This window comes from Streptomyces globisporus (genome assembly GCF_003501885.1).
Taxonomy (GTDB): Bacteria; Actinomycetota; Actinomycetes; order Streptomycetales; family Streptomycetaceae; genus Streptomyces; species Streptomyces globisporus_D.
This window is the reverse complement of record NZ_QWFA01000109.1, coordinates 15,148-40,865: the sequence shown is the minus strand read 5'-3', so window position 1 is coordinate 40,865 and position 25,718 is coordinate 15,148. Positions and strand designations below refer to the sequence as shown.

26 protein-coding genes and 2 tRNA genes are annotated in these 25,718 nt (G+C 70.0%); 16 read left to right on the top strand and 12 right to left on the bottom strand.

Going from position 1 to position 25,718, the window contains the following annotated elements; genetic code table 11:
• Together D3105_RS20555 and D3105_RS20550 are read right to left on the bottom strand one after the other, a co-directional pair.
• Window positions 1–941: serine/threonine-protein kinase (locus D3105_RS20555; protein ID WP_133305697.1), on the bottom strand; the 941-nt coding region annotated here is incomplete at its 3' end.
• Between the two features lie 148 nt (window positions 942–1,089).
• Window positions 1,090–1,638, bottom strand: coding sequence for a helix-turn-helix domain-containing protein (locus tag D3105_RS20550; protein WP_032781704.1), 549 nt, complete (start codon window positions 1,636–1,638; stop codon window positions 1,090–1,092).
• A 135-nt stretch (window positions 1,639–1,773) separates the two neighbouring features.
• On the opposite strand from D3105_RS20550, the gene D3105_RS20545 reads away from it, so the two are divergent.
• Together D3105_RS20545 and D3105_RS20540 are read left to right on the top strand one after the other, a co-directional pair.
• Window positions 1,774–1,846, top strand: a tRNA-Ala gene (locus D3105_RS20545).
• A gap of 116 nt (window positions 1,847–1,962) precedes the next feature.
• Window positions 1,963–2,547 (top strand): TerD family protein, encoded by a 585-nt coding sequence (locus D3105_RS20540; protein ID WP_010071383.1) that lies wholly within the window; start codon window positions 1,963–1,965, stop codon window positions 2,545–2,547.
• A 99-nt stretch (window positions 2,548–2,646) separates the two neighbouring features.
• On the opposite strand, the gene D3105_RS20535 is transcribed toward D3105_RS20540, so the two are convergent.
• Complete coding sequence (locus D3105_RS20535; protein WP_118904567.1) at window positions 2,647–3,366, bottom strand: DUF5324 family protein; 720 nt, start codon at window positions 3,364–3,366, stop codon at window positions 2,647–2,649.
• A gap of 280 nt (window positions 3,367–3,646) precedes the next feature.
• Between D3105_RS20535 and D3105_RS20530 the strand changes: the two genes are divergently transcribed.
• Window positions 3,647–4,174: a peptidylprolyl isomerase gene (locus D3105_RS20530; protein ID WP_118904566.1), complete on the top strand. Its 528-nt coding sequence runs from the start codon at window positions 3,647–3,649 to the stop codon at window positions 4,172–4,174.
• 175 nt (window positions 4,175–4,349) lie between these two features.
• On the top strand, window positions 4,350–5,252 hold the full coding sequence (locus D3105_RS20525; RefSeq protein ID WP_118904565.1) for a rhomboid family intramembrane serine protease: 903 nt from the start codon (window positions 4,350–4,352) through the stop codon (window positions 5,250–5,252).
• Window positions 5,253–5,588: 336 nt separating this feature from the next.
• On the opposite strand, the gene crgA is transcribed toward D3105_RS20525, so the two are convergent.
• A complete protein-coding gene (gene crgA / locus D3105_RS20520) occupies window positions 5,589–5,843 on the bottom strand; it encodes a cell division protein CrgA (RefSeq protein ID WP_003967902.1) in 255 nt (84 codons plus the stop codon).
• Between the two features lie 151 nt (window positions 5,844–5,994).
• Here crgA and D3105_RS20515 point away from each other — a divergent pair, with 151 nt between their 5' ends.
• The 6 genes from D3105_RS20515 to D3105_RS20490 all read left to right on the top strand — a co-directional run bounded on the left by D3105_RS20515 (window position 5,995) and on the right by D3105_RS20490 (window position 10,524).
• A complete protein-coding gene (locus D3105_RS20515) occupies window positions 5,995–6,762 on the top strand; it encodes a DUF881 domain-containing protein (RefSeq protein ID WP_206272817.1) in 768 nt (255 codons plus the stop codon).
• 42 nt (window positions 6,763–6,804) lie between these two features.
• Window positions 6,805–7,506, top strand: a complete 702-nt coding sequence (locus D3105_RS20510; protein ID WP_118904563.1) for a class E sortase — start codon at window positions 6,805–6,807, stop codon at window positions 7,504–7,506.
• A 112-nt stretch (window positions 7,507–7,618) separates the two neighbouring features.
• The gene (locus D3105_RS20505; protein WP_118904562.1) at window positions 7,619–7,807 is read left to right on the top strand and encodes a hypothetical protein; all 189 of its coding nucleotides are present in this window, start codon (window positions 7,619–7,621) and stop codon (window positions 7,805–7,807) included.
• Window positions 7,804–8,442 carry an aminodeoxychorismate/anthranilate synthase component II gene (locus tag D3105_RS20500; protein WP_118904561.1) on the top strand — a complete coding sequence of 213 codons (639 nt, stop codon included), beginning with the start codon at window positions 7,804–7,806 and terminating at the stop codon, window positions 8,440–8,442. Before D3105_RS20505 ends, D3105_RS20500 begins: the two co-directional genes overlap by 4 nt.
• Complete coding sequence (locus D3105_RS20495; protein WP_118904560.1) at window positions 8,439–9,764, top strand: class E sortase; 1,326 nt, start codon at window positions 8,439–8,441, stop codon at window positions 9,762–9,764. The genes D3105_RS20500 and D3105_RS20495 overlap by 4 nt, the downstream gene beginning before the upstream one ends.
• A gap of 25 nt (window positions 9,765–9,789) precedes the next feature.
• The gene (locus D3105_RS20490; protein WP_118904559.1) at window positions 9,790–10,524 is read left to right on the top strand and encodes a class E sortase; all 735 of its coding nucleotides are present in this window, start codon (window positions 9,790–9,792) and stop codon (window positions 10,522–10,524) included.
• Between the two features lie 96 nt (window positions 10,525–10,620).
• On the opposite strand, the gene pknB is transcribed toward D3105_RS20490, so the two are convergent.
• From pknB to D3105_RS20460, 6 genes are all read right to left on the bottom strand, one after another.
• Window positions 10,621–12,615, bottom strand: coding sequence for a Stk1 family PASTA domain-containing Ser/Thr kinase (gene pknB, locus D3105_RS20485; protein WP_118904558.1), 1,995 nt, complete (start codon window positions 12,613–12,615; stop codon window positions 10,621–10,623).
• Window positions 12,616–12,786: 171 nt separating this feature from the next.
• On the bottom strand, window positions 12,787–14,244 hold the full coding sequence (locus tag D3105_RS20480) for a peptidoglycan D,D-transpeptidase FtsI family protein (protein ID WP_118904557.1): 1,458 nt from the start codon (window positions 14,242–14,244) through the stop codon (window positions 12,787–12,789).
• The gene (locus tag D3105_RS20475; protein ID WP_118904556.1) at window positions 14,241–15,641 is read right to left on the bottom strand and encodes an FtsW/RodA/SpoVE family cell cycle protein; all 1,401 of its coding nucleotides are present in this window, start codon (window positions 15,639–15,641) and stop codon (window positions 14,241–14,243) included. Before D3105_RS20475 ends, D3105_RS20480 begins: the two co-directional genes overlap by 4 nt.
• A gap of 22 nt (window positions 15,642–15,663) precedes the next feature.
• Window positions 15,664–17,163 (bottom strand): PP2C family protein-serine/threonine phosphatase, encoded by a 1,500-nt coding sequence (locus D3105_RS20470; protein ID WP_118904555.1) that lies wholly within the window; start codon window positions 17,161–17,163, stop codon window positions 15,664–15,666.
• Between the two features lie 129 nt (window positions 17,164–17,292).
• Window positions 17,293–17,811, bottom strand: coding sequence for an FHA domain-containing protein FhaB/FipA (locus tag D3105_RS20465; protein ID WP_010060367.1), 519 nt, complete (start codon window positions 17,809–17,811; stop codon window positions 17,293–17,295).
• Window positions 17,812–17,821: 10 nt separating this feature from the next.
• Entirely contained in the window at window positions 17,822–18,679 is an 858-nt protein-coding gene (locus tag D3105_RS20460) for an FhaA domain-containing protein (protein ID WP_118904554.1), read from the bottom strand.
• A 314-nt stretch (window positions 18,680–18,993) separates the two neighbouring features.
• Between D3105_RS20460 and D3105_RS20455 the strand changes: the two genes are divergently transcribed.
• Together D3105_RS20455 and D3105_RS20450 are read left to right on the top strand one after the other, a co-directional pair.
• A tRNA-Leu gene (locus tag D3105_RS20455) sits at window positions 18,994–19,076 on the top strand.
• Window positions 19,077–19,412: 336 nt separating this feature from the next.
• Window positions 19,413–20,243, top strand: a complete 831-nt coding sequence (locus D3105_RS20450) for a ScbR family autoregulator-binding transcription factor (protein WP_118904553.1) — start codon at window positions 19,413–19,415, stop codon at window positions 20,241–20,243.
• Window positions 20,244–20,373: 130 nt separating this feature from the next.
• On the opposite strand, the gene D3105_RS20445 is transcribed toward D3105_RS20450, so the two are convergent.
• Window positions 20,374–20,985, bottom strand: a complete 612-nt coding sequence (locus D3105_RS20445) for an FMN-dependent NADH-azoreductase (RefSeq protein WP_118904552.1) — start codon at window positions 20,983–20,985, stop codon at window positions 20,374–20,376.
• Window positions 20,986–21,133: 148 nt separating this feature from the next.
• Here D3105_RS20445 and D3105_RS20440 point away from each other — a divergent pair, with 148 nt between their 5' ends.
• From D3105_RS20440 to D3105_RS20425, 4 genes are all read left to right on the top strand, one after another.
• Window positions 21,134–21,484 carry a winged helix-turn-helix transcriptional regulator gene (locus D3105_RS20440; protein ID WP_118904551.1) on the top strand — a complete coding sequence of 117 codons (351 nt, stop codon included), beginning with the start codon at window positions 21,134–21,136 and terminating at the stop codon, window positions 21,482–21,484.
• A 139-nt stretch (window positions 21,485–21,623) separates the two neighbouring features.
• Window positions 21,624–23,036: a DUF2252 domain-containing protein gene (locus D3105_RS20435; RefSeq protein ID WP_318197633.1), complete on the top strand. Its 1,413-nt coding sequence runs from the start codon at window positions 21,624–21,626 to the stop codon at window positions 23,034–23,036.
• Window positions 23,037–23,129: 93 nt separating this feature from the next.
• Window positions 23,130–24,041: a hypothetical protein gene (locus D3105_RS20430; RefSeq protein ID WP_118904550.1), complete on the top strand. Its 912-nt coding sequence runs from the start codon at window positions 23,130–23,132 to the stop codon at window positions 24,039–24,041.
• A 102-nt stretch (window positions 24,042–24,143) separates the two neighbouring features.
• Window positions 24,144–24,488 (top strand): rhodanese-like domain-containing protein, encoded by a 345-nt coding sequence (locus tag D3105_RS20425; RefSeq protein WP_010071374.1) that lies wholly within the window; start codon window positions 24,144–24,146, stop codon window positions 24,486–24,488.
• A 25-nt stretch (window positions 24,489–24,513) separates the two neighbouring features.
• Here D3105_RS20425 and D3105_RS20420 read toward each other — a convergent pair whose 3' ends face one another.
• Window positions 24,514–25,683, bottom strand: coding sequence for an acyl-CoA dehydrogenase family protein (locus tag D3105_RS20420; protein ID WP_118904549.1), 1,170 nt, complete (start codon window positions 25,681–25,683; stop codon window positions 24,514–24,516).
• Window positions 25,684–25,718 lie beyond the last annotated feature (35 nt).

Genomic DNA, 25,718 nt, shown 5'->3' with positions numbered 1-25,718 from the left:
ACAGGGGGCGGGGTGGGGGCCTGCTGTTCGGACGGCTGCTGTGGGGGCTCCGGCGGGGCGGTGACGGGCCCGTCGGGGCCGAACCCCTCGGGCAGCGGCCCGATCTGGTCGAACACCTCCACCGGCTCGTCGTCCGGGCCGGCTTCGGGCAGCATCTCGACCGCCGCGGTCAGGGCCTTGCGCGCGCCCGTGGCCGTACGGAACCGGGAGTGCGGGTCGGGCTGGAGCAGACCGGCGAGAACCTGCCACAACGGCTCGGGAATGCCCTCGGGGGCGCCCGGGGTGCCATGGGCGGCGAAGTGCTCCACCAGGGCCTGGGCGTCGGGCTTCTGACCCTGGAGGAGGTAGATCGCGACCAGGCCGACCGCGAAGAGGTCCGCGGGGAAGTCGGGCTCGGCGCCCATCATCTGCTCGGGGGCGAAGTAACCGGGCGTACCGACCACGTAGTTGGTCTCGGTCAGCCGGGGTTCGCCCTTGCGCATCGAGATGCCGAAGTCGGACAGGCGCAGATGCGGGCGGCCCGTACCGGTCGCCTCCATCAGGATGTTGGCGGGCTTGATGTCACGGTGCACCACCCCTTCGGCGTGCACCGTGGAGAGGCCGGAGAGCAGCTGGTCCAGCAGCAGGCAGACGAAGCGCGGGGGCAACGGGCCGTAGTCACCGATGACATGGGCGAGCGAACCGCCGCTCACCAGGTCCATGGTGAACAGGACCTTGTCGTCGTCGGCGGCCCAGCTGGCAGGGGCCAGCACATGCGGGTGCTCGATGCGCAGCGCCTGCTCGCGGACGAAGCGCAGCAGCGTGTGCGCGTCGCTCTGCTGGAGCACCTTGGCCGCGACGTACCGGCGGCGGCGGTGGTCCCAGGCCCGCCAGACGGCGCCGACCCCACCGCGTCCGATCGGATCGATCAGCTCGTACCGACCGGCGAAGACCTCACCCATTGCGCTGCGCCCGCTCCCCGTTCGTGTGGTGCCGCGGCGTCCGCCGCGGCCCGTGTCCGGTCCCGGTGTCCGGCTCCGTGTCCTGGCCGGTACCAGGGCGCTGCGCGGTGCGCGTGCCCTGGCTCCGTCGTGCTTCCGTCGGGACGTGCTAGCTCTGGTGCCCCTCGTAGTGCGCCACCGCGTCCGAGGTGCGTCCCGCGCCGTACACCTTGAGGAACTCTGCCAGCTCCGGGTGGGTCGGGGCGAGGGCGTCCGCGGCATCGATGATGTCGCCGGCCGCCGCGACCGACCGCAGCAGGGACTGGATCTCGCGCACCACACGGCGGACCGTGGGAGCGCCGCCGGTGGAGGTGGTCTGGCCGGTCGCGGTGAGGACGGAGCCGCCTTGCGACTTCTTGATCTCCTCCATGCGGTCGGTGGCCTCGCCCGCGCTGACGCTGCCGTCGGCCACCTGGCTCGCCAGCTCCTGAAGGGCCTGGACGCGCTGGACCACCGCGGGGTTCCCGATCTTGGCGCGCTGGCCGCTCATCAACTGCGAGAGCATCGGGGCGGAGAGCCCGAGAACGGCGGCGAGCCGGGCCTGGTTCAGACCGAGATCATCGATCAGCCGACGGAAGAGCGCCCCCAACGGCTCTCCGTACCAACTGCGTTGAAGCTCTCTGGCTCTTGCCGTCGCCTCTTGTTGCGCTGCGTCCATGGCGTCTCCCCATCGCTGCGGCTTCGCTGCTGCGAACCTTGCGAGCATCTTACGGAGCGTGGTCGCTCCCGGGGAGTCCCTATCCTTTTGGAAGAACCCGGGGGGTACCCGGTACTCTGTTCCCGACGGTGACCCGGGGCCTTAGCTCAGTTGGTAGAGCGCTGCCTTTGCAAGGCAGATGTCAGGAGTTCGAATCTCCTAGGCTCCACTTGATTGAACCCCTCCAACCTGCGGAAACGTGGTTGGAGGGGTTCTTTTGCGTTCCGCCGCCGCTGCACCAGGCACACTTCATACATAAACAGTCGAGCCACAAAGGACTCAGGCATGATCACGTTGACGAAGGAAGACGGCCCGGCGGACCTGGGCGGAGTGACCCACCTGTCCATCGGAGCGTCCTGGGACCCGACCGTCGGGAGCAGCGGCGGTCTGATGGGGAAGATCCGGCAGAAGGCCGGTACGGACCTCGACCTGATCGCCATCGCGCTGCAGGGCGGCGACCCGGTGCGGCTGGCCGGTCTGGACTCCCTGGACCCGCTGGGCAACGGCTCGCTGGTGCACAGCGGGGACAACCAGACCGGGCACGGTGACGGCGACGACGAGACGGTGACCGTCGAGTTCGCCAGGATCCCTTCGAACATCACGTCGATCGTCTTCATCGCGGCGGCCTACAAGAAGCGCAGCTCGTTCAGCAACGCGCGCAACATCAGCTTCAAGGTGTACGACGCGACGGGCGGCAGCTCGCAGCAGGTCGCCGACATCTGGCCGAGCATGCTCACCCAGGACAACGGCGTCGCCGTCGCCAAGGCGATTCGCGAGGGCGCGGGCTGGAAGCTCCAGGTGATCAACGAGACCGGGAAGATCAAGCAGGGCGACGAGCACGCCCTGATGCGGTTCGCCGTCAGCCGGTAGGTGTAGCCGGACACACGCGAGCGCGGCCGCGGAAACCGTTGAGCGGTTTCCGCGGCCGCGCTCGTTCTGCCGTTCTGCCGGCCTGTCGGCCGGCCCGGGTCAGGGCCGGTCGTCGAGGCCCGGGACGTCCCCGTCGCCCGATTCGGCCTCGGCCTGCTTGGCCTTGACCTCCGGGTCGAGGTCGGCCCGCGGGCTGCCGTCGACCGAGCTGAGCGGCGAGCGCTCGTCGCCCACCTCGGTGGCGACGGGCGGCTCGACCAGCCAGTCCGGGTTGGCCTGCTTGTCCCACCAGCGCCAGGCGGCATAGGCGCCGCCCGCCAGGACGCCCAGCACCAGGAACCCCTTCGCGGCCCGGCCGACCTTGGCCCGTCGCTGGTGCTTCCGGGCCAGCTTCTGGATCTCCTTGGCCGTCACCTGGGTGCGCAGCGCCGCCAGGGCGGCCGCGCTGCGGGCGGACGCCTGCTCGGCGACGGGCAGGGCCACCGCGCGGGCGTGCTCGACGCGGGGTGCGGTGTAGTCGGCGGCGCTCCGCGCGGCCTTCCGGGTCGAGACCGCGGCGCGGTGCGCGGCCTCGTCGACCCGGGGCGGCACGTGCGTACGGGCCTGTTCGATGCGCGGTGCGAGATGGGACGCGTACTGGACACGGGCCTGCTGGGCCGCCTTCGTCACCTTCGGTGCGAGCCGTACGCGCGCCTCGTGCGCGTAGTGGGCCGCCTGCTCCTTGGCCGTGTCGGCGTAGGGCGCCACCACTTCCGCGGCGTGCTGCGCGCTGTCCTTCGCCGAGTCGGTTGCGGCGCGCACGCTGTCGATGCGGGTCACGAGATCCTCCTCCTTGGTGGCGGGTAGGTACTCCGCCTGTCCGCCCAGTTCAAAATCATGCCTGTTGGGTCCATGCCCGGCATGCGGGACGGGCATCCGGGTCATGATCGTCATTTGCGGTCAAAACGGTTCAAGTGAAGTGTGCCGACGACAATGCCATGGTTCGGTGGTGAACGCGCCGGTTCGCCCGGCATCCGGCCGTACGTTTCCCGGTCCGTGGGAGGATCGCCGGACGTCAGCGAAGGTTTTGACGGCAGGCGAGGGAAGAGGAAGGCAGATCGTGGCCGAGCAGCTTTACGCCACTTTGAAGACCAATCGGGGCGACATCGAGATCCGGCTGCTGCCGTTCCACGCCCCCAAGACGGTGAAGAACTTCGTGGAACTGGCCACCGGGCAGCGCGAGTGGACCCACCCCGAGACCGGCGAGAAGACCACGGCCCCGCTGTACGACGGCACCGTCTTCCACCGCGTCATCAGCGGTTTCATGATCCAGGGCGGCGATCCGCTGGGCAACGGCACCGGCGGCCCCGGCTACAAGTTCGCCGACGAGTTCCACCCGGAGCTGGCCTTCACCAAGCCGTATCTGCTGGCCATGGCCAACGCGGGTCCGGGCACCAACGGTTCGCAGTTCTTCCTGACCGTCTCGCCTACCGCCTGGCTGACCGGCAAGCACACCATCTTCGGCGAGGTGGCCGACGACGCGGGCCGCAAGGTCGTCGACGCCATCGCGGTCACCCCGACCAACCCGCGCACCGACCGCCCGCTCCAGGACGTGGTCATCGAGTCCGTGGTCGTCGAGACCCGCTGACGGCCCGCACACACCGGCCCTGCGGGAATCCCTGTGGCGATCCTTGTGGGAACCAACCGCCCTGCCCGTCCGTAGTGATACATAGCGGACGAGCGGGGCGGTTCTGTCCGTGCCGCCGCCCGAGCGATGGGGACCGAGGACCGAGGATCGAGGACCGAGAGGCAGGCCAGGACCGATGGACCAGCAGCCGCCGGGAGACCGTGCCGCCGCGGGAAGCGGTGTGCCGACGCCGACCTGCTACCGCCATCCCGACCGCGAGACCGGCATCAGCTGTACGCGCTGCGAGCGGCCGGTCTGCCCCGAGTGCATGGTCAGCGCCTCGGTCGGCTTCCAGTGCCCCGACTGCGTACGCCAGGGCTCGGGCACCGGGCACCATCCGGCGGCCAGTCGGCCGCGCACGCTGGCGGGCAGCTCGGTGGCCGCCGATCCCCGCCTGGTCACCAAGATCCTGCTCGGCATCAATCTGGCCGTCTTCCTCCTGGTAACCGTCCGCCCCGGGCTGGTGGGCGACCTGACGCTGCTCGGCCGGGCATGGGACCCGAGCCCGCCGCCGGGCTCCATCGAAGGCGTCGCCGAGGGCCAGTGGTACCGCCTGGTCACCTCGATGTTCCTGCACCAGGAAGTGGTGCACCTCGGGTTCAACATGCTGGGGCTCTGGTGGCTCGGCGGACAGCTGGAGGCGGCGCTCGGCCGGGCCCGCTATCTCGCCCTCTACCTGCTGTCCGGGTTCGCCGGCAGCGCGCTGACCTATCTGCTCGCCGCGCAGAACTCGCCCTCGCTGGGTGCGTCCGGCGCGGTCTACGGCCTCTTCGGCGCGACCGCCGTTCTGATGCGCCGGATGAACTACGACATGCGCCCGGTGCTCGTGCTGCTGGCGCTGAACCTGGTCTTCACCTTCACCTGGGGCGGTATCGCCTGGCAGGCGCACGTCGGCGGTCTTGTCGCGGGCGTCGCCATCGCCGTCGGCATGGTCCACGCCCCGCGCGAGCGGCGTACGGCGGTGCAGACCGGCACCTGTGCCCTCGTCCTGCTGGTGTCCCTCGGGATCGTCGTCGCCCGGACGATGGCGCTCACCTGAGCGGAAGGGGCGGCTAGGAGGGGTCTCCACCCCCAGGCTGACCGAAGTTGTCCACAGTCTGCGCGGATTCTTGTGCATGGCAAGAGGAACAGATGTGCCCCTCGTCGCTGAGCTGGGTTTTTCCGCCCGTACAACGGGGTGCAGCCCCCCTCGGTGAGGGAGGCTGCAGTCACACCGGCGTCAACTTGAGTGGAAGTTATCCACAGATCGTCTGACCTTTTCCCCCGGCTGTGGATAACTCTGTGGGTAACTCAGGGCAAGGCTTGCGCGGGAGGGTGCCGACAGGCTACGGGCGCGCGTACGGGCCCAGGGGGCGACGGAGCGGAAGGGGTTCCGCTACTTCCACTGGGTCGACACGGCGAAGCCGCCGGCGATGAAGCCGAAACCGACCACGATGTTCCAGTTGCCCAGGGCGTCGACCGGCAGATCGCCTTCGGTCACGTAGAACACCACGATCCAGGCCAGCCCGATGAGGAACAGGGCCAGCATCACCGGAGCGACCCAGCTGCGGTTGGTCAGCTTGATGGCCGTTGCCTGCTTCGCCGGGGGCGGCGTGAAGTCGGCCTTCTTGCGGATACGTGACTTCGGCACGAGGGACTCTCCTGTCGATGCGCTGCGTGACCGCGCAGGGATCTGTGGCGGGCGCCGGGGGCGGGTGCCAGGGGATGCCAGGGGGAATGCTGCCTCCCCCGAGCGTCCGTTAGCGTAGTGCTTCCCTGGCGCCTGATGAGATAAGGGTACGTTGAGCAATTCTGCCGACTCCCCCGAAGGCCCGGCCCGGCGCACCTCCGTGTGGGCGGTCCGGGGGCTCACCGCTGCGGTTTTCGCCCTGGCCGGCCTCATCTTCGTCACCAGCGCCAACACGGCCAAGGGCACCAATCTGCGCAGTGACTCCTCGCTCCTCAAGCTCTCCGACCTGATCAGGGAGCGCAGCGAGAAGAACGCCGAGCTGAACGATTCGGCCGCGTCCGTGCGCGCGGAGATCGACGCCCTCGCCCAGCGCGACGACGGCTCCACCCGGGCCGAGGACGCCCGGCTGAAGGCCCTGGAGAAGGCGGCCGGCACGACGGAGATCACCGGCGACTCCGTCAGCGTGACCCTCAACGACGCGCCTCCCGACGCCACCGCCAATCCCGGCTACCCCGAGCCCCAGCCCAACGACCTGGTCATCCACCAGCAGGACCTGCAGGCCGTGGTGAACGCGCTGTGGCAGGGCGGGGCGCGCGGAATCCAGGTGATGGACCAGCGGCTGATCTCCACCAGCGCCGTCCGCTGCGTCGGCAACACCCTGATCCTCCAGGGCCGCGTCTACTCCCCGCCGTACAAGGTCACCGCGGTCGGCGACCCCGGAAAGCTCAAGCAGGCGCTCAACAGCTCCACCGCGATCCAGAACTACCTGCTCTATGTGAAGGCGTACGGGCTGGGCTGGAAAGTCGACGAGGACGAGGCGGTGACTCTTCCCGGGTACTCGGGCACAGTGGATCTCCACTACGCACAGCCTGTGGAGTGAGCCCTGGCCGAGCGCCAGTTGAGCCCCGGGGAGGCCGGTCCGGTGTCGGTGCGACTCGTCGTCAGGACCTTCAGCGAACTCTGCATCACCGTGGGCGCGCTGATCGTCCTCTTCGTCGTCTACTTCCTGTTCTGGACCGGTGTGAAAGCGGCCGACGCGGCCGAGGGCGAGATCGACACCCTCCGGAGCCAGTGGGCACGCGAACCCGCGGCCCCGGCCCCGCCGCCCGCTTCCGCCTCCGCGAAGCCCTCTGCCCCGTCCCCATCCCCGTACCGCGACGGAAAGCCCTTCGCGACGATGCACATCCCCCGCTTCGGCTCCGGCTGGGAGTGGCCCGTCCTGGAGAACACCGAGGTCAGGACCTTGCAGAAGGGGCTCGGGCACTACAGCGGAACCGCCCGACCCGGCGATACGGGCAACTTCGCGGTGGCCGGGCACCGGCGGACGTACGGCGACCCCTTCAAGGACTTCCCGAAGCTGCGCCCCGGGGACGCGGTCGTCGTCAACGACGGCACGACCTGGTTCACGTACCGCATCGCGAAGCAGCCCCACCGGACCGTGCCCACCGACACCGCCGTCGTCGACGCGGTGCCCCGCGGCTCCGGCTTCGAGGGCGCGGGCCGCTATCTGACCCTCACCACCTGCGAACCGGAATGGGGCAGCAGCCACCGGCTGATCGCCTGGGCGCATCTGGACGCGACACGGCCGGTGAGCGAGGGGAAGCCGCCGGAGCTCGCCGGCTGACCCGTGATGGTCCCCGGCCTGTGGTGGTCCGCGACTCGTGGTTTTCCCCAGCGGACCCACGCTTCAGCCGCGGCCCTCTAGTCTGGTGCGGGTACCGAATGGAGGGGTCAGCATGTACGGCTGGATCTGGCGGCATCTGCCGGGCAACGCATGGGTGCGCGGCATCATCGCGCTCGTGCTGGTTCTGGCGGTCGTCTACGCACTGTTCCAGTACGTGTTCCCGTGGGCGGAGCCGCTGCTCCCGTTCGGTGATGTGACCGTCGACGGCGCGAGCGCCGGTGGAGCAGGAGCCGGCCGGTGAGCGCACGCATCCTCGTCGTGGACAACTACGACAGTTTCGTCTTCAACCTCGTCCAGTATCTGTACCAGCTCGGCGCAGAGTGCGAGGTGCTGCGCAACGACGAGGTGACCCCCGCCCACGCCCAGGACGGCTTCGACGGCGTCCTGCTCTCGCCGGGCCCCGGTACGCCCGAGCAGGCCGGCGTCTGCGTCGAGATGGTGCGCCACTGCGCGGACACCGGCGTTCCGGTCTTCGGCGTCTGCCTGGGGATGCAGTCGATGGCGGTGGCGTACGGCGGTGTCGTCGACCGGGCCCCCGAACTCCTGCACGGCAAGACCTCCCCCGTGACCCACGAGGGCCAGGGCGTCTTCGCCGGGCTGCCGTCCCCCTTCACCGCGACGCGCTACCACTCGCTCGCCGCCGAACCCGGCGAGCTGCCCCCCGAGCTGGAGGTCACCGCCCGCACGGCGGACGGCATCATCATGGGGCTTCGCCACCGCGACCGGGCGGTGGAGGGCGTGCAGTTCCACCCCGAGTCGGTGCTCACCGAACACGGCCACCTGATGCTCGCCAACTGGCTGGAGCAGTGCGGAGACCAGGGGGCCGTCGCGCGCTCGGCGGGGCTCGCGCCGGTGGTGGGCAAGGCCGCCGCGTGACCGCAGGCCGCCCCGGGCACGCCGCCGGACCGGAAGGCCCCGACGCGCACGGGGCGTACGGGACCGACGGGGCGTTCGTGGCGGCGGTGGACGGCCTCGCGGATCCGCTGAACGATCCGCTGCCCGGCGGGCACACGTCGCCGTGGTTCCGGTCGGACACGGTCCCGGCGGCGGAACCCGCGGCGCACTCCTCGTACGAGACCGGGTACGCGGCCCACCAAAGCCTCCACCAAGCGCCTCAGCAGGCCCAGGGAGCCCCGAACGAGTGGTACGACCCCGCCGGGTACCAACGCGACTGGTACGGGCCTCAGGAGCCGTCGGCGCGCATGGCCCCGGCGGACTCGGTGTCCCCGGTGGCTCCGGCCGAGGAGCCGGCTCCGGCCCCGGTTCCGGACCCACCGGGCCCGCACGCCGAAGCGCGCACGGAAGTGCTCGCCCGCATACCGTCGGAGACGGAGTCCGACCCCGCGCCTGATCCGCAGTCGGCCTCCGCTCCTTCGCCTCCTGCCCCCGGCGGGCGGGCCGAGCGGCGGCGGGCGGCCAAGGGGCGCGGGCGTCGGCGCCCGGGGGCGCCCCCGGAGCAGAAGGCCACCCCGGCCGCCGCGCCGATGTCCCGGGTGGAGGCCCGGCGCGCGGCGCGGGCGGCGAAGGACAGCCCCGCGGTCATCGCCAGCCGGGCGGTCGGCGAGGTGTTCATCACGCTGGGCGTCCTGATGCTGCTGTTCGTCACCTACCAGCTGTGGTGGACCAACATCCGGGCCGACCGGATCGCCGGCAAGGAGACGAACCGGATCCAGGACGCATGGGCCAACGGGGACCGGAAACCAGGGGTGTTCGCGCCCGGTGAGGGCTTCGCGATCATGCACATCCCCAAGCTGGACGTCGTCGCCCCGATCGCCGAGGGCATCGACAAGGAGAAGGTCCTCGACCGGGGGATGATCGGCCACTACGGCGAGGGCAAGCTCAAGACGGCGATGCCCTCCGACGAGCAGGGCAACTTCTCCGTGGCGGGTCACCGCAACACCCATGGCGAACCGTTCCGCTACATCAACAAGCTGAAGCGCGGCGACCCGATCGTGGTCGAGACCCGGGACGCGTACTACACGTACGAGATGGCCAACATCCTCCCGCAGACCTCGCCGTCCAACATCTCGGTGATCGAGCCGATCCCGGTCGGTTCCGGGTTCACGAAGCCGGGCAGGTACCTCACGCTGACGACCTGTACGCCGGAATTCACGAGTACCTACCGGCTGATCGTCTGGGGCAAGATGGTCGACGAACGGCCACGCAGCGAGGGAAAGCCCGACGCGCTCGTCGGCTGAACATCCTCACGACAGGGACGGTGCGGTGGCAGCGAGGACCGAGCACGACGAGCGGACCGACACGTCCGCGTCCCCGCCCCCGGCACGCCGCCGCGTCCGCCACCCCGTGGCGACGGCCGTCAGCGTCTTCGGCGAACTGCTCATCACCGCGGGCCTGGTGCTCGCGCTGTTCGTCGTCTACTCCCTGTGGTGGACCAACGTGCTCGCCGACCGTGAGGCCGACCGGCAGGGCGACACGGTCCGCAGCAAATGGGCGGACGGGCCGGGCGCCCTCGACACCAAGGACGGCATCGGCTTCCTGCACGTGCCCGCCATGAAGAACGGCGAGGTGCTGGTCAAGAAGGGCACCGACCCCAAGACCCTCAACAACGGCATCGCGGGCTACTACACCGACCCCGTCGAGTCGGCCCTCCCCTGGGACGACGAGGGCAACTTCACGCTGGCCGCGCACCGCGACGGGCACGGCGCGAAGTTCCACAACATCCACAAGCTGAAGAACGGCGATCCGGTCGTCTTCGAGACCAAGGACACCTGGTACGTCTACAAGGTCTACAAGACGCTCCCCGAGACCTCGAAGTTCAACGTCGACGTGATCCAGCCGGTCCCGGAGGAGTCGGGCGTCAAGGAGCCCGGCCGCTACATCACGCTGACGACCTGCACCCCGGTCTACACCTCGAAGTACCGGTACATCGTGTGGGGCGAGCTGGAGCGTACGGAGAAGGTCGACAAGGACCGCACGATCCCGGCCGAGCTGCGCTGAGCCCTCGCCGCGCCTCCCCCGCACATGGAAAGGGCCCCGGTCGCCGAGCTTGGGTGACCGGGGCCCTTCCCGTACTGCCGGTGGGGGGACGGCGGTTCAGTCGTCGCCCATGCCTCCGATGAAGCCCCCGCCGTTCCCGCCGTTCCCGCCGCCCTCGATGGTCACGAGGGTGACGGTGCTGCCCTTGTCCGCCTGGGTGGTCGGTGCCGGGCTGCTGGTGATCACCCGGGCGTTCGGCTTGTCGACCGAGTTGGGAGCGAGCTGAACCACGAACCCGAGCGCTTCGAGCTGGGCCTTCGCGTCCTGGTACGACTTGCCGCCGATGTCACCGGGGATCTGGACCTGCTCCGGCTGGGCCGGGCCCTTGGAGACCTTGAGGACGATCTGCACGTCCTTGCCCTGCTTGCTCGGGCCCGTGGGGGTCTGCTCGATGACCTCACCGGCCGGCTTGTCCGAGTCCACGTCGGTCCGCGAGACGTTGGTGAACCCGATGCCGCGAAGCTGCTGCTCCGCCGCCTCGAACGTGCGGGTCCGCATGTCGGGCAGGTCGAGCGTGGCCTGGACGGCCAGGGTGATGGTGACCTCGGACTCCTCGTCGGCCTTCTGGCCGCCCTTGGGGTCCTGCTTGATCACCGTCCCCTCGGGCTCGTCGGACTCCTCCGTGGTGACGTTGACCGTGAAGCCGTCGCCTTCCAGGACTTCGCGGGCGCCGTCCTCGGACTTCTCCAGGACGTTGGGGACCTCGATCTGCGGCGCTCCGGACGAGACGACGACCGTGACCGTGCCGTCCTTGTCCATCATCGCGTCGGGCGACGGATCCTGGGAGCAGATCTGGCCCTTCTCCTGCTGCTCGCACGGCTCTTCGGCGCCCTTGGTCACGGTGACGCCGGTTCTGGACGCGAGCGTCTGTGCTTCCTCAAGCGTGGAGCCCACCAGGTTCGGGGCCTTGACCTGGTTGTCACCCCCGTTGTCGGAGAAGATCACCCGGCCGATCAGGATCGCGCCGATGAGCACCAGGATGCCCGCGACGACCAGCAGGATCGTCGAGGTGTTGCTCTTCTTCTGCCGGCCCCGGCGGCCCTGGCGGTCGTCGTAGCCGTAGCCGCCGTCTTCCGGGTTGACCGGCGGCAGCATCGAGGTCTGCGCGTTGTTCGGGTCGGCCGGGCGCAGGGCGGTGGTGGGCTGGTCGGGGTTGTAGCCGTCGTAGCCCCCGTACCCGGCGGCGCCCATCGCCGCCGTGGCCGCGACCGGCTGGCCGTCGAGGCAGGCCTCGATGTCGGCGCGCATCTCGTCGGCGGACTGGTAGCGGTAGTCCGGGTCCTTGGTGAGCGCCTTCAACACGATCGCGTCCATCTCGGGCGTGATCTCGGGGTCGAAGTTGCTCGGCGGCTGCGGCTCCTCGCGGACATGCTGGTAGGCCACCGCGACGGGCGAGTCCCCGACGAACGGGGGCCGCACCGCGAGCAGCTCGTAGAGCAGACAGCCGGTGGAGTACAGGTCGGAGCGGGCGTCGACCTGCTCGCCCTTGGCCTGCTCCGGGGAGAGGTACTGGGCGGTGCCGATGACCGCGGCGGTCTGCGTCATCGTCATTCCGGAGTCGCCCATGGCGCGGGCGATGCCGAAGTCCATGACCTTGACCTGGCCGGTGCGCGTCAGCATGACGTTCGCCGGCTTGATGTCGCGGTGGACGATCTGGGCGCGGTGCGAGTACTCCAGGGCCTGGAGGATGCCGACCGTCATCTCCAGCGTGCGCTCGGGGAGCAGTCTGCGACCGGAGTGCAGCAGTTCCCGCAACGTCGACCCGTCGACGTACTCCATCACGATGTACGGGATGGAGACCCCGTCGACGTAGTCCTCGCCGGTGTCGTACACGGCGACGATCGCGGGGTGGTTGAGCGAGGCGGCCGACTGGGCCTCTCGGCGGAACCGGGCCTGGAACGACGGGTCACGGGCCAGATCGGCCCGGAGCGTCTTCACAGCTACGGTGCGGCCGAGCCGGGTGTCGTGGGCGAGGTAGACCTCGGCCATGCCACCACGGCCGAGCACCGAGCCCAGCTCGTACCGGCCGCCGAGGCGACGCGGCTCTTCCATAACTGTTCCAGCCCTCTCCGTCAGTCCCGACCGCACCCGTGTGTGGTCCGCGGCGGTGCGCTGTTCGCGCATACGCTACCGGGCACGGGTTACGTGCTCAGCCCGCACCCGTCAGCCGATATCCGACCGGTATGCGATGTCCGGTATGACGGGCGACAGCCGTGACAGGTCTCACTTCTTGCTGTCGATGACCGCCTTCATCACGTCGCGCGCGATGGGGGCGGCCAGGCCGCCACCGGAGATGTCGTCCCGGTTGGCGTTGCCGTCCTCGACCACGACGGCGACGGCGACCGGGGAGCCGTTGTCGGTCTTCGCGTACGAGATGAACCAGGCGTACGGCTTCTCGCTGTTGTTCAGACCGTGCTGGGCGGTACCGGTCTTGCCGCCCACTGTGACGCCGGGGATCTGCGCGTTGGTTCCCGTGCCGTCCTTGACCACGGTCTCCATCATCTGCTGGACCTTCTGGGCGTTCTCACCGGAGAGCGCGCGGCTGAGTTCCTCGGGCTCGTGGGTGTAGACCGGGTCCAGGTTGGGCGCCTGGCGCTCGGCGACCATGTACGGCTGCATCAGCTTGCCGTCGTTGGCGATCGCGGAGGCCACCATGGCCATCTGGAGCGGGGTGGTCCGGTTCGATGCCTGACCGATGCCGGCCATGGCGTTCTGCGGCTTGTTGTCCTCGGGGTAGATGCTGGCGTCGGCGCGGACGGGCGTGAAGACTTCCTTGTTGAAGCCGAACTTGTCCGTCTGCTCGATCATCTTCTGGTTGCCGAGGTCGTCGCTCATCTTCCCGAAGACGGTGTTGCACGACCAGCGCAGGGCCTCCCGCAGCGAGGCGTCCTTGCAGGGGATGTTGCCCTCGTTCTTGAGCTCCGTGGTGGACTGCGGAAGCGTCCAGGGAAGCGGCGATTCCGTCTTGGCGTCGATGTCGTCGTACAGCCCGTTCTCCAGGGCGGCGGCGGCGGTGACGACCTTGAAGGTGGAGCCCGGGGGGTAGGTCTCGCGCAATGCCCGGTTGAGCATCGGCTTGTCCTTGTCCTTCAGGAGCTTCTGCCGGTTGTCCGAGTCCTTCATGGAGTTCCCGGCGAAGACCGAGGGGTCGTAGGACGGGGTGCTCGCGAGGGCGAGGATGGCGCCGCTCTTGGGGTCGAGGGCGACCACCGCGCCCTTCTTGTCGCCGAGCCCCTTGAAGGCGGCCTTCTGGGCGTCGCCGTTCAGCGTGGTGACGATGTTGCCGCCGCGCTTCTTCTCGCCGGTGAACATCGACAGCGTCCGGTCGAAGAACAGCTGGTCGTCGTTGCCGGTGAGGATGCCGTCTTCCAGGTTCTCCAGCTGCGAGGAGTCGAAGGCCTGGGACGAATAGCCGGTCACCGGGGCCCACAGGGGGCCGTTCTTCCAGACCCGCTTGTACTTGAAGTCGCTGTCCTCGGTCTCGGCGGAGCCGGTGATCGCCTTGCCGTCGACGATGATGTCGCCGCGTTCGTGGGCGTACCGCTCGATCTCGACGCGGCGGTTGTACTTGTGGCTGTTCAGTTCGTCGGCACGGACGTACTGGAGCCAGTTGTCCCGGATGAGGAGCGAGAGGACGAGGATGCCGCAGAAGATCGCGATCCGGCGCAGCGGCTTGTTCACGGTCGGACCACCTGGGTCATCTCGGCGTCGGGCGACGGTGAGGGGGCCGGAGCCGGGCGGCGGGCGGTGTCGCTGATCCTGATCAGAATGGCGATCAGCGCCCAGTTGGCGAGAACGGAGGAACCACCCGCGGCCAGGAACGGCATCGTCATACCGGTGAGCGGGATGAGACCCATCACACCGCCGGCGACGACGAACACCTGGATGGCGAACGAGCCGGAGAGCCCGATCGCGAGCAGCTTGCCGAACGGGTCACGGGCCGCCAGAGCGGTGCGTACGCCGCGCTCGACGATCAGGCCGTAGATGAGAAGCACGGCCATCATCCCGGCGAGCCCGAGCTCCTCGCCGACCGTGGCGAGGATGAAGTCGGAGTTGGCGGCGAAGCCGATCAGGTCGGAGTTGCCCTGTCCGAGCCCGGTCCCGAGCGTGCCTCCGGAGCCGAAGGCCATCAGGGACTTCGCCATCTGCTCGCTCGCGTCCACCTTGCCCCAGCCCGCGAAGGGGTCGAGCCAGGCGGTGACGCGCTGCTGGACGTGCGGTTCGAACGTGGCGACGCTGACCGCGCCGACTGCCGACATCAGCAGACCGAAGACGATCCAGCTGGTGCGCTCGGTCGCCACGTAGAGCATGACGACGAACATGCCGAAGAAGAGCAGTGAGGTGCCGAGGTCGGTCTCGAAGACGAGGATCAGGATCGACATCGCCCAGATGGCGAGGATCGGGCCGAGGTCCCGTCCGCGGGGCAGGTACAGGCCCATGAAGCGGCGGCTGGCCAGGGCCAGCGCGTCCCGCTTGACCATCAGGTAGCCCGAGAAGAACACGGTGATGATGATCTTGGCGAACTCGCCGGGCTGGAGCGTTCCGAAGCCCGGGATCTTGATCCAGATCTTGGCGCCGTTCACGGCGGGGAAGAACATCGGCAGGATCAGCAGGAACAGCGCCACGACCATGGAGATGTACGTGTAGCGCTGCAGGATGCGGTGGTCCTTCAGGATGGCCAGGACCGCGACCAGCGTGGCCACGCCGATGGCGGAGAACAGCAGCTGCTTCGAGGCGGCCGGGGCGAAGGTGGTCAGAGCCTGGAAGCGTTCCGACTGGTCCAGGCGCCAGATCAGCGCCAGGCCCAGGCCGTTGAGCAGGGTCGCCAGCGGCAGCAGCAGCGGATCGGCGTACTTGGCGAACCGGCGCACCACGAGGTGCGCGACCCCGCCGAGCAGGGCGAGCCCCGCTCCGTAGCCGAGCATCCCGGAGGGCAGTTCGCCGTTGAGGGCGAGGCCCACGTTGGCGTAGGCGAACACCGAGATGGCGACGGCGAAGACGACGAGTACCAGCTCGGTGTTGCGGCGGCTCGGTGCGTCGATCGCGCCGATGGTGGTCGTGTTGGTGACAACGCTCATGGTGCTGAAGGCCCCCTACGGCTTACTGCTTACCGCACTGCGGGACCAGCTTCTTCTCTTCCTCCGAGAGGCTGGGGCCGGGAGTGGGAGCGGTGGTCGGCTTGGTCCCCTTGGCGGAGGACGTGGCGGAAGTCCTGGTGGCGGGGGCCCCGGCGGTGCCGCCGGCCTCGCCCTCGCCCGTACGGGCCCGGGTCTCGGCCTCGGCCGCGCGGCGCTGCGCGTCCTTCTTGCAGGCGGAGGCCTGGGCGGCCAGCTCCGCGATCTTCTCGCGGGCGTCGGTGATGTTGCCCTCGGCGATCGTCGACTCGACCTGCTTGCGCTGGTACGGCGGCAGGTACTTGAGCTCGATCTCGGGGTGGTTCTTCTCGACCTTCGAGAGCGAGACCCAGGCGAGGTCCTGGCTGATGCCCTGGAACAGCGCGACGTTCTCGTCCTTCGCGCCGACGTAGTACTGCGTCTGCGTCCAGCGGTAGCCGCCGTACAGACCGCCGCCGATCACGGCAAGCGCCAGCACGATGTAGACGGAACGCTTCAGCCATTTACGGCCGCCGCGCGGTTTGACGAAGTCGTCGTCCGCATAGGAGTCGTAGGAGCCGTCCGGCATGCCGCCGTAGCCGGTGTCGCCGCTGCCGGGCGGGCCGAAGCCGCCGGAGGGCGGGGGCACGGGACGGCCGAGGCCCGCCGCGCGTCCGGCGGGCGTCTGCATGGCCCCGCCGTCGCCCAGCTGGGCCTGGTTCTCCGCGACCGCGCCGACGACGACCGGGGTGTCGTTGAGCTGCCCGGCCAGGGTGTCGTTGTTGTCGACGTCCAGCACGTCGGCGACGATGCAGGTGATGTTGTCGGGGCCGCCGCCGCGCAGGGCGAGCTGGATCAGCTCCTGGATGGTCTCCTGCGGGCCCTGGTAGCTGGCGAGGGTCTCTTCCATCGTCTGGTGCGAGACCACGCCGGAGAGGCCGTCGGAGCAGATCAGATAGCGGTCGCCGGCCCGGACCTCGCGGATGGAGAGGTCCGGCTCGACATGGTCGCCGCTGCCCAGCGCCCGCATCAGCAGGGAGCGCTGCGGGTGGGTGGTGGCCTCTTCCTCGGTGATCCGGCCCTCGTCGACGAGGCGCTGCACCCAGGTGTGGTCCTGGGTGATCTGCGTCAGGACGCCGTCGCGCAGCAGATACGCGCGGGAGTCGCCGACGTGCACCAGGCCGAGGCGCTGACCGGTCCAGAGCAGGGCGGTGAGCGTGGTGCCCATGCCCTCCAGCTGGGGGTCCTCCTCGACCATGACGCGCAGCTGGTCGTTCGCCTGCTGCACGGCCGAGCCGAGCGAGGTCAGGAGATCGGATCCCGGGACGTCGTCGTCGAGCGGGACGAGCGTGGAGATCACCTCGGAGCTGGCGACCTCACCGGCCGCCTGACCGCCCATGCCGTCGGCGATGGCGAGGAGCCGGGGACCGGCGTAGCCGGAGTCCTCGTTGCCCTCCCGGATCATGCCCTTGTGCGACCCGGCGGCGAAGCGCAGCGACAGACTCATGCGCACCTCGCCCGTCGGCTCGGGGTACAGCCTGTCTCGAGCCACACTGCCCACCCTCCGGTCGGGAACCGGGCAGCGTCCACGGTCGGGACCGCCGCGGCTCGCTCGCTCCGCTCGCTCATTGTCGTACTACTTCCGCAGCTCGATGACGGTCTTGCCGATACGGATCGGCGCGCCCAGCGGAACTGGTGTCGGGGTGGTGAGCCGGGTCCGTTCCAGATACGTGCCGTTGGTGGACCCGAGATCCTCGACGATCCACTGGCCGTCACGGTCCGGGTAGATCCTGGCATGCCTACTGGACGCGTAGTCGTCGTCCAGCACGATCGTTGAATCGTGCGCCCGGCCCAGAGTGATGGTCTGGCCCTGGAGCGCGACCGTGGTGCCCGTGAGCGAGCCTTCGGACACGACCAGCTTGGTCGGCGCCCCGCGGCGCTGCCGGCCCGGCTGCTGACGCTGCTGGGGCGGCGCCGCTTGTTGTTGTTGGCGGCCCTGCTGGGGGCGCGTGTCGGCGGCAGTGCGGCGTGAGCCGCGCTGCGTGACGCGCGTTCCGAACAGGTCGCTGCGGATGACCTGTACGGCCACGATGACGAACAGCCACAGAACAGCCAGGAAACCTAGCCGCATGACCGTCAGGGTCAGCTCTGACATTGCCCCCGCTTCACCCTTCGGCTTGCCGGTAAACGATGGTGGTGCTGCCCACGACGATCCGCGAGCCGTCGCGGAGCGTAGCGCGGGTGGTGTGCTGCCCGTCCACCACGATGCCGTTGGTGGACCCGAGATCCTGGATCGTCGAGGGCGTTCCGGTCCGGATCTCACAGTGCCGGCGGGATACGCCGGGGTCGTCGATCCGCACGTCGGCGTCGGTGGATCGTCCCATCACCAACGTCGGGCGGGAAATCTGATGGCGGGTGCCGTTGATCTCGATCCAGCGTCGTGTCCGGGCGTCCGGCAGGGGGCCGGGCGCCGCCGACGGGCGCCGGTCGCTCGTGGGGGCCGAGGGCCGTCCGGCGCCGGGCGGCGGGGCTGCGGGCATCGGCGGAGCGGCGCTCGGGGGGTAGCCGTAGCCGCCGGGCGCCTGCGGGGCGCCGGGCCGGCCGGCCGGGGGCTGGTGGGAGTGCGCCGACGGGTCCTGCTGTGACGTACTCGACGCCAGTGTGCGGCTGCGGACCCGGTAGAGCCCGGTGTCGAGGTCGTCGGCCTTCTCCAGGTGGACCTTGATCGGGCCCATGAACGTGTACCGCTGCTGCTTGGCGTAGTCGCGCACCAGGCCGGAGAGCTCGTCGCCCAGCTGCCCCGAGTACGGGCTGAGCCGCTCGTAGTCGGGGGTGGAGAGCTCGACGATGAAGTCGTTGGGGACGACGGTCCGCTCGCGGTTCCAGATCGTCGCGTTGTTGTCGCACTCGCGCTGGAGGGCGCCGGCGATCTCGACAGGCTGCACCTCGGACTTGAAGACCTTGGCGAAGGTGCCGTTGACCAGCCCCTCGAGGCGCTGTTCGAAACGCTTCATGACCCCCATGGGGCACCTCCTCCGTTGTCATCGTCCCTGTACTGCTTACTGATCGTATCCACGCGTCGGGAAATCGGCTGGTTCCCCTTGTCTGGGCTGTGGATGAGTGTCACCCCTCACACGGATCGTAGAGGTGGCCTCCTCACAGTGTCCCGCACCCGGGACGCACTCAGGAGGAGTGGGGGGCGATGGTTCGGGGTTCCCGCTTCCCCTCCCGGAGCCGGCGAAACAACGGATGTGAATCCACCCTGTCCAGCGTGCTAATCTTCCGTTTGTCGCCAGGCGCTCACCCCCCAGGGTGAGAGTCTGAAAACACCACTCATGCGCGAGTGGCGGAACGGCAGACGCGCTGGCTTCAGGTGCCAGTGTCCTTCGGGACGTGGGGGTTCAAATCCCCCCTCGCGCACAACGGCAGGTGCTTGCAGCTGCTGAAGTTGAATCGGGAGAACCCCCGCTTCGGAGAGATCCGAAGCGGGGGTTCTTCGTTGTTGCGTGTTCTCGGCGGACCGGCGGGGTACGGACAGCGGGGTACGGACAGGCGGTCGGGAGAGGCCGCGGGGAGCGGTCCGAGGAGAGGGAACGGCGGCCGTCCGGAGGCGGTGATCCACCGGGTGTGGGCACGGTTTCCGGACAGACCGATGGCCGGTGCCACGGCGCACTTGCATACGCTGGCCGCAGAGGTTGGATCGACGGCGGCTCGGCGGCGAAGGGCTGAGCGCACAGAACGTCCCGGAGGCAGGAAATGGCGAAGCAGGCTCGCGCGGTCCAGACGTGGCGGTCGATCGTGGATGCCGCGGCGAGCGTCTTCGACGACTACGGCTACGAGCGTGCCGCCATCTCGGAGATTCTCCGCCGCGCCAAGGTCACCAAGGGGGCCCTGTACTTCCACTTCGCCTCCAAGGAGGCCATCGCGCAGGCGATCATGGACGAGCAGACCTCCACGGTCGAGTTCGAGCAGGAGGGGTCGCCGCTCCAGTCCCTGGTGGACGGGGGCCAGCAGTTCGCTTTCGCCCTGCGCCACAACGCGATGGCCCGGGCCGGCACCAGGCTCTCCATCGAGGGCGTCTTCCTCGGCGGACCGCATCCGTGGGGCGACTGGATCGACGCGACGGCCCGGATGCTGGAGCTGGGGCAGGAGCGCGGCGAGGTGTTCCCGCAGATTGACCCGATGGTGTCGGCCAAAATCATCGTTGCCTCGTTCACCGGTATCCAGCTGGTCTCGGAGGCCGACACCGGGCGGGCCGATCTGCGCGAGCAGGTCGCGGAGATGTGGCGCCACATCCTGCCGTCGATCGCTCACCCCGGTGTCATCGCCCACATCAAGCCCGAGGGCCGGGTCGATCTGGCGGCCCAGGCGCGTGAGAAGGCGGAGCGGGAGGAGCAGGAGGCGAGGGTTGCCGCGGAGGCCAAGGGGGCCGGCTCCGATCCCGCGACGGACACGGGCTCCAGGGCCGGCGGGGCGGGCCTGCGGGGCGGTGGATCCCCTCGCGGTGCGCGAGCCGGGCAGGCCGACGACGAGGGTGACGAGGAGCCTGCGGGCGCGGGGGTCGCGGCGGCCGGAGGGGCTGCCTGATCCGCGAGCGGACGTGCCATGTTTCACGCTCCATGTTTCACGTGAAACGTCCGATTGATCATGATGCGGCGGGGCCGCGGAGCTCGTAGAAGCTCCGCGGCCCCGCCGCTCTTCGGGGTCTGCGGTTCTCTCAGGCGGCGAGGCGGGTGGCGAGGGCCTTCGCCTTCGCCCGGGCGTCGTCGAGCGCCTGGGCGCGGGAGGCCTCGGCGAGCGGGATCAGCTCGGCCATCGACGGCTGTGAGTGGGCGAGGGTCAGCTCCGGAACGATGAAGTCCACCTCGGCGGAGAACATGCCCGCGAACACCTTCTCCAAGTAATTCTGGACAAATTCGAAGCCCTCGCGCGGGGTGCCCGGAGCGTAGGAACCGCCGCGGCTGGCGACGACGGTCACCGGGGTCCCGGCGACGGGGGAGTCGGGGCCCGCGTTGTGCCCGACGATGATCACCTGGTCCAGCCATGCCTTGAGGGTGGACGGGATCGTGAAGTTGTACATCGGGGCGCCGATCAGGACGGCGTCCGCCGCGGCCAGTTCGTCGGCCAGCTCGCGGCGCAGCGGGTCGTCGGCGCCCGCGGCGGTGGCGCCGGCGTCCAGGTGGGGCAGCGGATCGGCGGCGAGGTCGCGGTGGACGACGGTGCCGTCCGGGTGCTGCTCGCGCCAGGCCTCGACGAACGCCGCAGTGACGTCGCGGGAGGCGGAGCCCTGGGGGAAGACGGCGGAGTCGAGGTGCAGAAGCGTGGTCATGGGGATCTCCACAGAGAGGGGAAGGGGAGTGCGGGTGGGCCGACGAGACCTCACGGGCGACCGGAGGTAGCCATTACGTACGTAACTACTAATAGCATAGCTACTTATTTTTAGTAAGCTACCGACATCGGCGCAGTAGGCTGGAGGTATGGCGGATCACAGCGAAGAGGCCTGTCGGCGGGTCGATGGGGGGATCAGTCGGGTCTTCGAGTTGTTCGGCAAGCGCTGGACCGGCCCGATCGTCTCGGTGCTGATGCAGCGACCGGTGCACTTCGCCGAGTTGCGCAGGGCGATTCCCGGGATCAGTGAGCGCATGCTCTCGGACCGGCTGACCGAACTCGGTGCGGCGGGTCTGGTGATCCGCGAGGTCGACGAGGGGCCACCGCTGCGCGTCGCGTACCGGCTCACCGAGGCCGGTGCCGCCATGGAGCCCGCGCTCAAGGAGCTGGGGCAGTGGGCGGACACCTATCTGGCGCCGGAGACCGGCGGCGGCTGCTGATACAGGCCGCCGAATCGGCGGTACCGTCGTGCCCGGCCGCTGCTGGGCAGGGCTGCTGGCCGGGCGGGACAGCCGGGCAGCCGGAGAGCGTGTACGAGGGTGGGGGAGGCGACGCTCCATGGGCGTAACCGGGACGACGATGCCTGAACAGCGTGCCGAGGAGCCGGATCCGCGGATTCCTGTCGTGCCCGGGTTCGCCCGGCGCGGGGCGGCGACTTCACCGAAGGCGGCGGGCAAGGCGCTCCGTGACAGGGTGCCCCGGTCCTCACACGCCTCGCTGGTCCTGCCGCAGGGACGGCCGGACGCGGTGCGGGCCGTCGAGGAGTCGAACCGGGGCCGTGTGCCGGGTCTGACGCCGATACGGGTGGGCCGGATGGCGGCCACCCCCTTCGCCTTCCTGCGGGGTGCGGCCGGACTGATGGCCCACGACCTGATGGGCAGCCCGGTCACCGGCGTGGGCGCCCAGCTCTGCGGCGACGCGCACGCGGCCAACTTCGGCCTCTACGGCGATGCCCGGGGCAGCCTGGTCATCGATCTGAACGACTTCGACGAGACCGTCTTCGGGCCGTGGGAGTGGGACCTCAAGCGTCTCGCCACCTCCCTGGTGCTCGCGGGCCGGGCCGCCGGGGCCGACGAGGACACCTGCCGCCGGGGCGCGTACGACGCCGTCGGCGCCTACCGCCGCACGATGCGGCTGCTGGCCCGGCTGCCCGCCCTCGACGCCTGGAACGCGATCGCGGACGAGGAGCTGGTCTCGCACACGGACGCGCGCGACCTGGTCGGCACCCTGGAACGGGTCTCGGAGAAGGCCCGCAACAACACCAGCGCCCGTTTCGCCGCCCGCTCGACGGAGGAGTGCCCCGACGGCGGCCGGCGCTTCGTCGACGCCCGGCCCGTGCTGCGCCGGGTGCCGGACGCCGAGGCCGCGGTCGTGGCCGCCGGTCTCGGCGGCTATCTCTCCACCGTCTCCGAGGACCGGTTGCCGCTGCTGGCCCGGTACACGATCCACGATGTGGCGTTCCGGGTGGTCGGCACCGGCAGCGTGGGGACCCGGTCGTACGTGGTACTGCTGCTCGACCACCGGGGAGAGCCGCTGGTCCTCCAGGTGAAGGAGGCGCGCCCCTCGGTGCTCGCCCCCTATCTGCCCGCGGTCGGTTTCGACGTACCGGAGGTGGCGCACGAGGGCCGCCGGGTGGTGCTCGGACAGAAGCGGATGCAGGTCGTCAGCGACATCCTGCTCGGCTGGGCGGACGTCGACGGCCGGCAGTTCCAGGTCCGGCAGTTCCGGAACCGCAAGGGCAGCGTGGACCCCGCCGCGCTCGCCGCCGATCAGGTCGACGACTACGGGCGGATGACCGGCGCACTGCTTGCCCGGGCGCACGCCCACAGCGCCGACCCCCGCCTGCTCGCGGGCTACTGCGGCAAGAACGACGAGCTCGACGAGGCGGTGGCCGCCTTCGCGGTGACGTACGCCGACCGTACGGAAGCGGACCACGCCGAGCTGCTGCGGGGCATCAAGGCGGGCAGGCTGGCCGCCGAGTTCGGTGTGTGACCGCTCCGTTCCCGGCGTGCGCGTGAAGCGGTGGGTCCGGTCCGGGCCCACCGCGTGTGCCGTGCCGCCGGGCTGGGGCCATACGCTGGACGGGTGACCCACGAAGCCGCCGGGGTGCCGACCACCCGGAACGATGAAGACCGGCAGGACAACGTCCCGCAGGGCAACGACGACGTCCAGGACGTCCAGCAGGACGAGGCCGGGGACGCTTCCGGTCCCCAGGACGCCGACTCGCGCCCCGAGGCCCGGCTGGCCCGGGCGGTGCACGTCGCCGAGCAGGCCTTGATCGAGTTCGAGATCGCGGTGGAGACCTTCCGGGTGGAGGTCGAGAACTTCTCCCGGCTGCACCACCAGAAGCTCGGCCCGATGTACACGCGTCTCGACGAGCTGGACGCGCTCATCGCGGAGGCGCGGGCGGCGAAGACCGGGGATCCGGAGGACGAGCGCAAGGCGCGCGAGGCGCGGGCGGTCGTCATGCCCATGCCCGGGGTCGACGAGCTGTTCCACGACTGGATGGACACCGACGGTCTCTCCCCCGAGGCCGCGGCCATGCTCACCGAGCAGCCGGTCCGGCCGCCGAAGCGGGTCAGGCCGAGCGAGGAGGCCCGCAGGCTCTACCGGGAGCTGGCCCGCAAGGCGCACCCGGACCTCGCCCAGGACGAGGTGGAGCGGCAGCGCCGGGACGAGTTCATCGCCCGGGTGAACGCCGCCTACGGCCGCGGCGACGTCGAGCTGCTCAAGGAGCTCGTGGCGGAGTGGGAGGCCGGCCCGGTGCAGCCGCCGGCCCCGCTGAGCGAGAGCGAGGAGCTCTACGCCCGGCTGGAGTGGCTCAGCCGGCGCAAGGAGCTGCTGACGGTGCTCGCCAAGGAGCTGGAGGACGGCGCGATCGGCTCGATGCTGCGGATGGCCCCGGACGACCCGGACCAGCTGCTGGAGGACATCGCGGAGCAGCTGCTGGGCGAGGTGTCCCGGCGCGAGGCCGAGCTCGCGGAGATGACGCGGTAGGCGCAGTGGGCAGGGTTCGGCGGGCGGGGTGCAGTAGCGTTCCGGGTGACTCTTCCGTGAGTGGACGACTCTTCCGCGTATGTACGAGAGAAGGCATGACCCATGAATTTCGCCCCGCTGCCCTCGGTGGACGCCGCGGCGGTGCCGTCGGACGGCTTCGTCCTGGACGTCCGTGAGAACGACGAGTGGGCGGCCGGTCACGTCGAGGGTGCGCTGCACATTCCGATGAGCGACTTCGTGGGCCGGTTCGGCGAGCTGACCGAGGCGGCCGAGGACGGTCGGCGCGTGCATGTGATGTGCCGGGTGGGCGGCCGGTCGGCCCAGGTCACCCAGTACCTGGTCCAGCAGGGCATCGACGCGGTGAACATCGACGGCGGCATGCAGGCCTGGGACGGCGCGGGTCGTCCGATGGTCACGGACAACGGGACGCCCGCCTTCGTCCTCTGAGCCCGTCCGGTCCGCCCGGTCGGTGTCAGCCGAGCGGGCGGGCGGCCAGCAGGTCTCCCAGCGCCTCCTCGTGAGCCGCTGCCGGGCCGAGCGAGAGCTCGATCTGCTTCGCCCACGCGTGGTAGCGGTGCAGCGGGTAGTCGGTGTCCGCGCCGAAGCCGCCGTGCAGATGCTGGGCGGTCTGCACGACACGGCGCACACCGTCGGAGGCCCAGATCTTCGCCACGGCGACATCTCCCGCCGTCGGGAGCGGACCCCCGGCGTCGGTGGAGATCCGCCAGGCGGCCTGCCAAAGGGTCGCCTCCATCGCCCGTAGATCGATGTACCGGTCGGCGGCCTGGACCGCCACCGCCTGGAACGTCGCGACCGGAAACCCGAACTGCTCGCGCTTACCGGTGTATTCGGCCGTCATCGCGAGCACCCGCTCGCCCAGCCCGAGCGCCAGCGCACACGTCCCCGTGGTCAGCAGGGACCGCAGCCAGTCCCAGCAGCCGGCCGCGTCGATCAGCTCGCGCGCTTCCACGCGCACGGCGTCGAGCCGGACCTCGGCCAGGCGTTCACCGCTGGTGGAGACCTGGTCCGCCAAGGTGACGCCGTCGCGGGTACGGGGCACGAGGGCGAGGACCGGTCGGCCCCCGGCGGTGTGTGCGGGGACGGCGATCCAGTCGGCCGCCTGGGCCCACGGAACCGCGGACTGGACCCCGTCGAGCACCCAGCCGGAGCCCCCGGGCGATTCGTCGGTCTCCCCGTCGCCCACCCCGTACGGCCGTGCGGAGACGGCGAGTTCGGCCGGATCGTGGCCGCTGCGGCCGTTGGCGCCGACGGTCAGGATCAGTTCGCCCCGGCCGGCCCGGGGCAGCAGCTCCGCGGCGAAGGTGCGAGCGCCGTACCGCTGGATGGCCATTGCCACCGCACAGCTCTCCAGTAACGGGACTCTGGCCAGCACCTTGGCCGACTCCCGCAGGACCAGGCAGAGCGCGATCGGGTCCAGACCCCCGCCCCCGTGGTCCGGCGACAGCGTGAGCCCGAGCAGATCCGTGCGCGCCAGCTCGTGCCACAGCTGCCGGTCGATGTCCTCCGCCACGGCGCCCGGAGTCAGGGCGGGGCTGGGTGCGCGGTCGGGTGCGACATCCGAGAAGACGGCCCTGGCCGCCTCGACGGCCGCCTGCTGTTCCTCGGTGAAGGTGAAGTCCACTGTCCCAGCCTCTCGTTGACCTGAGCTAGCTGACG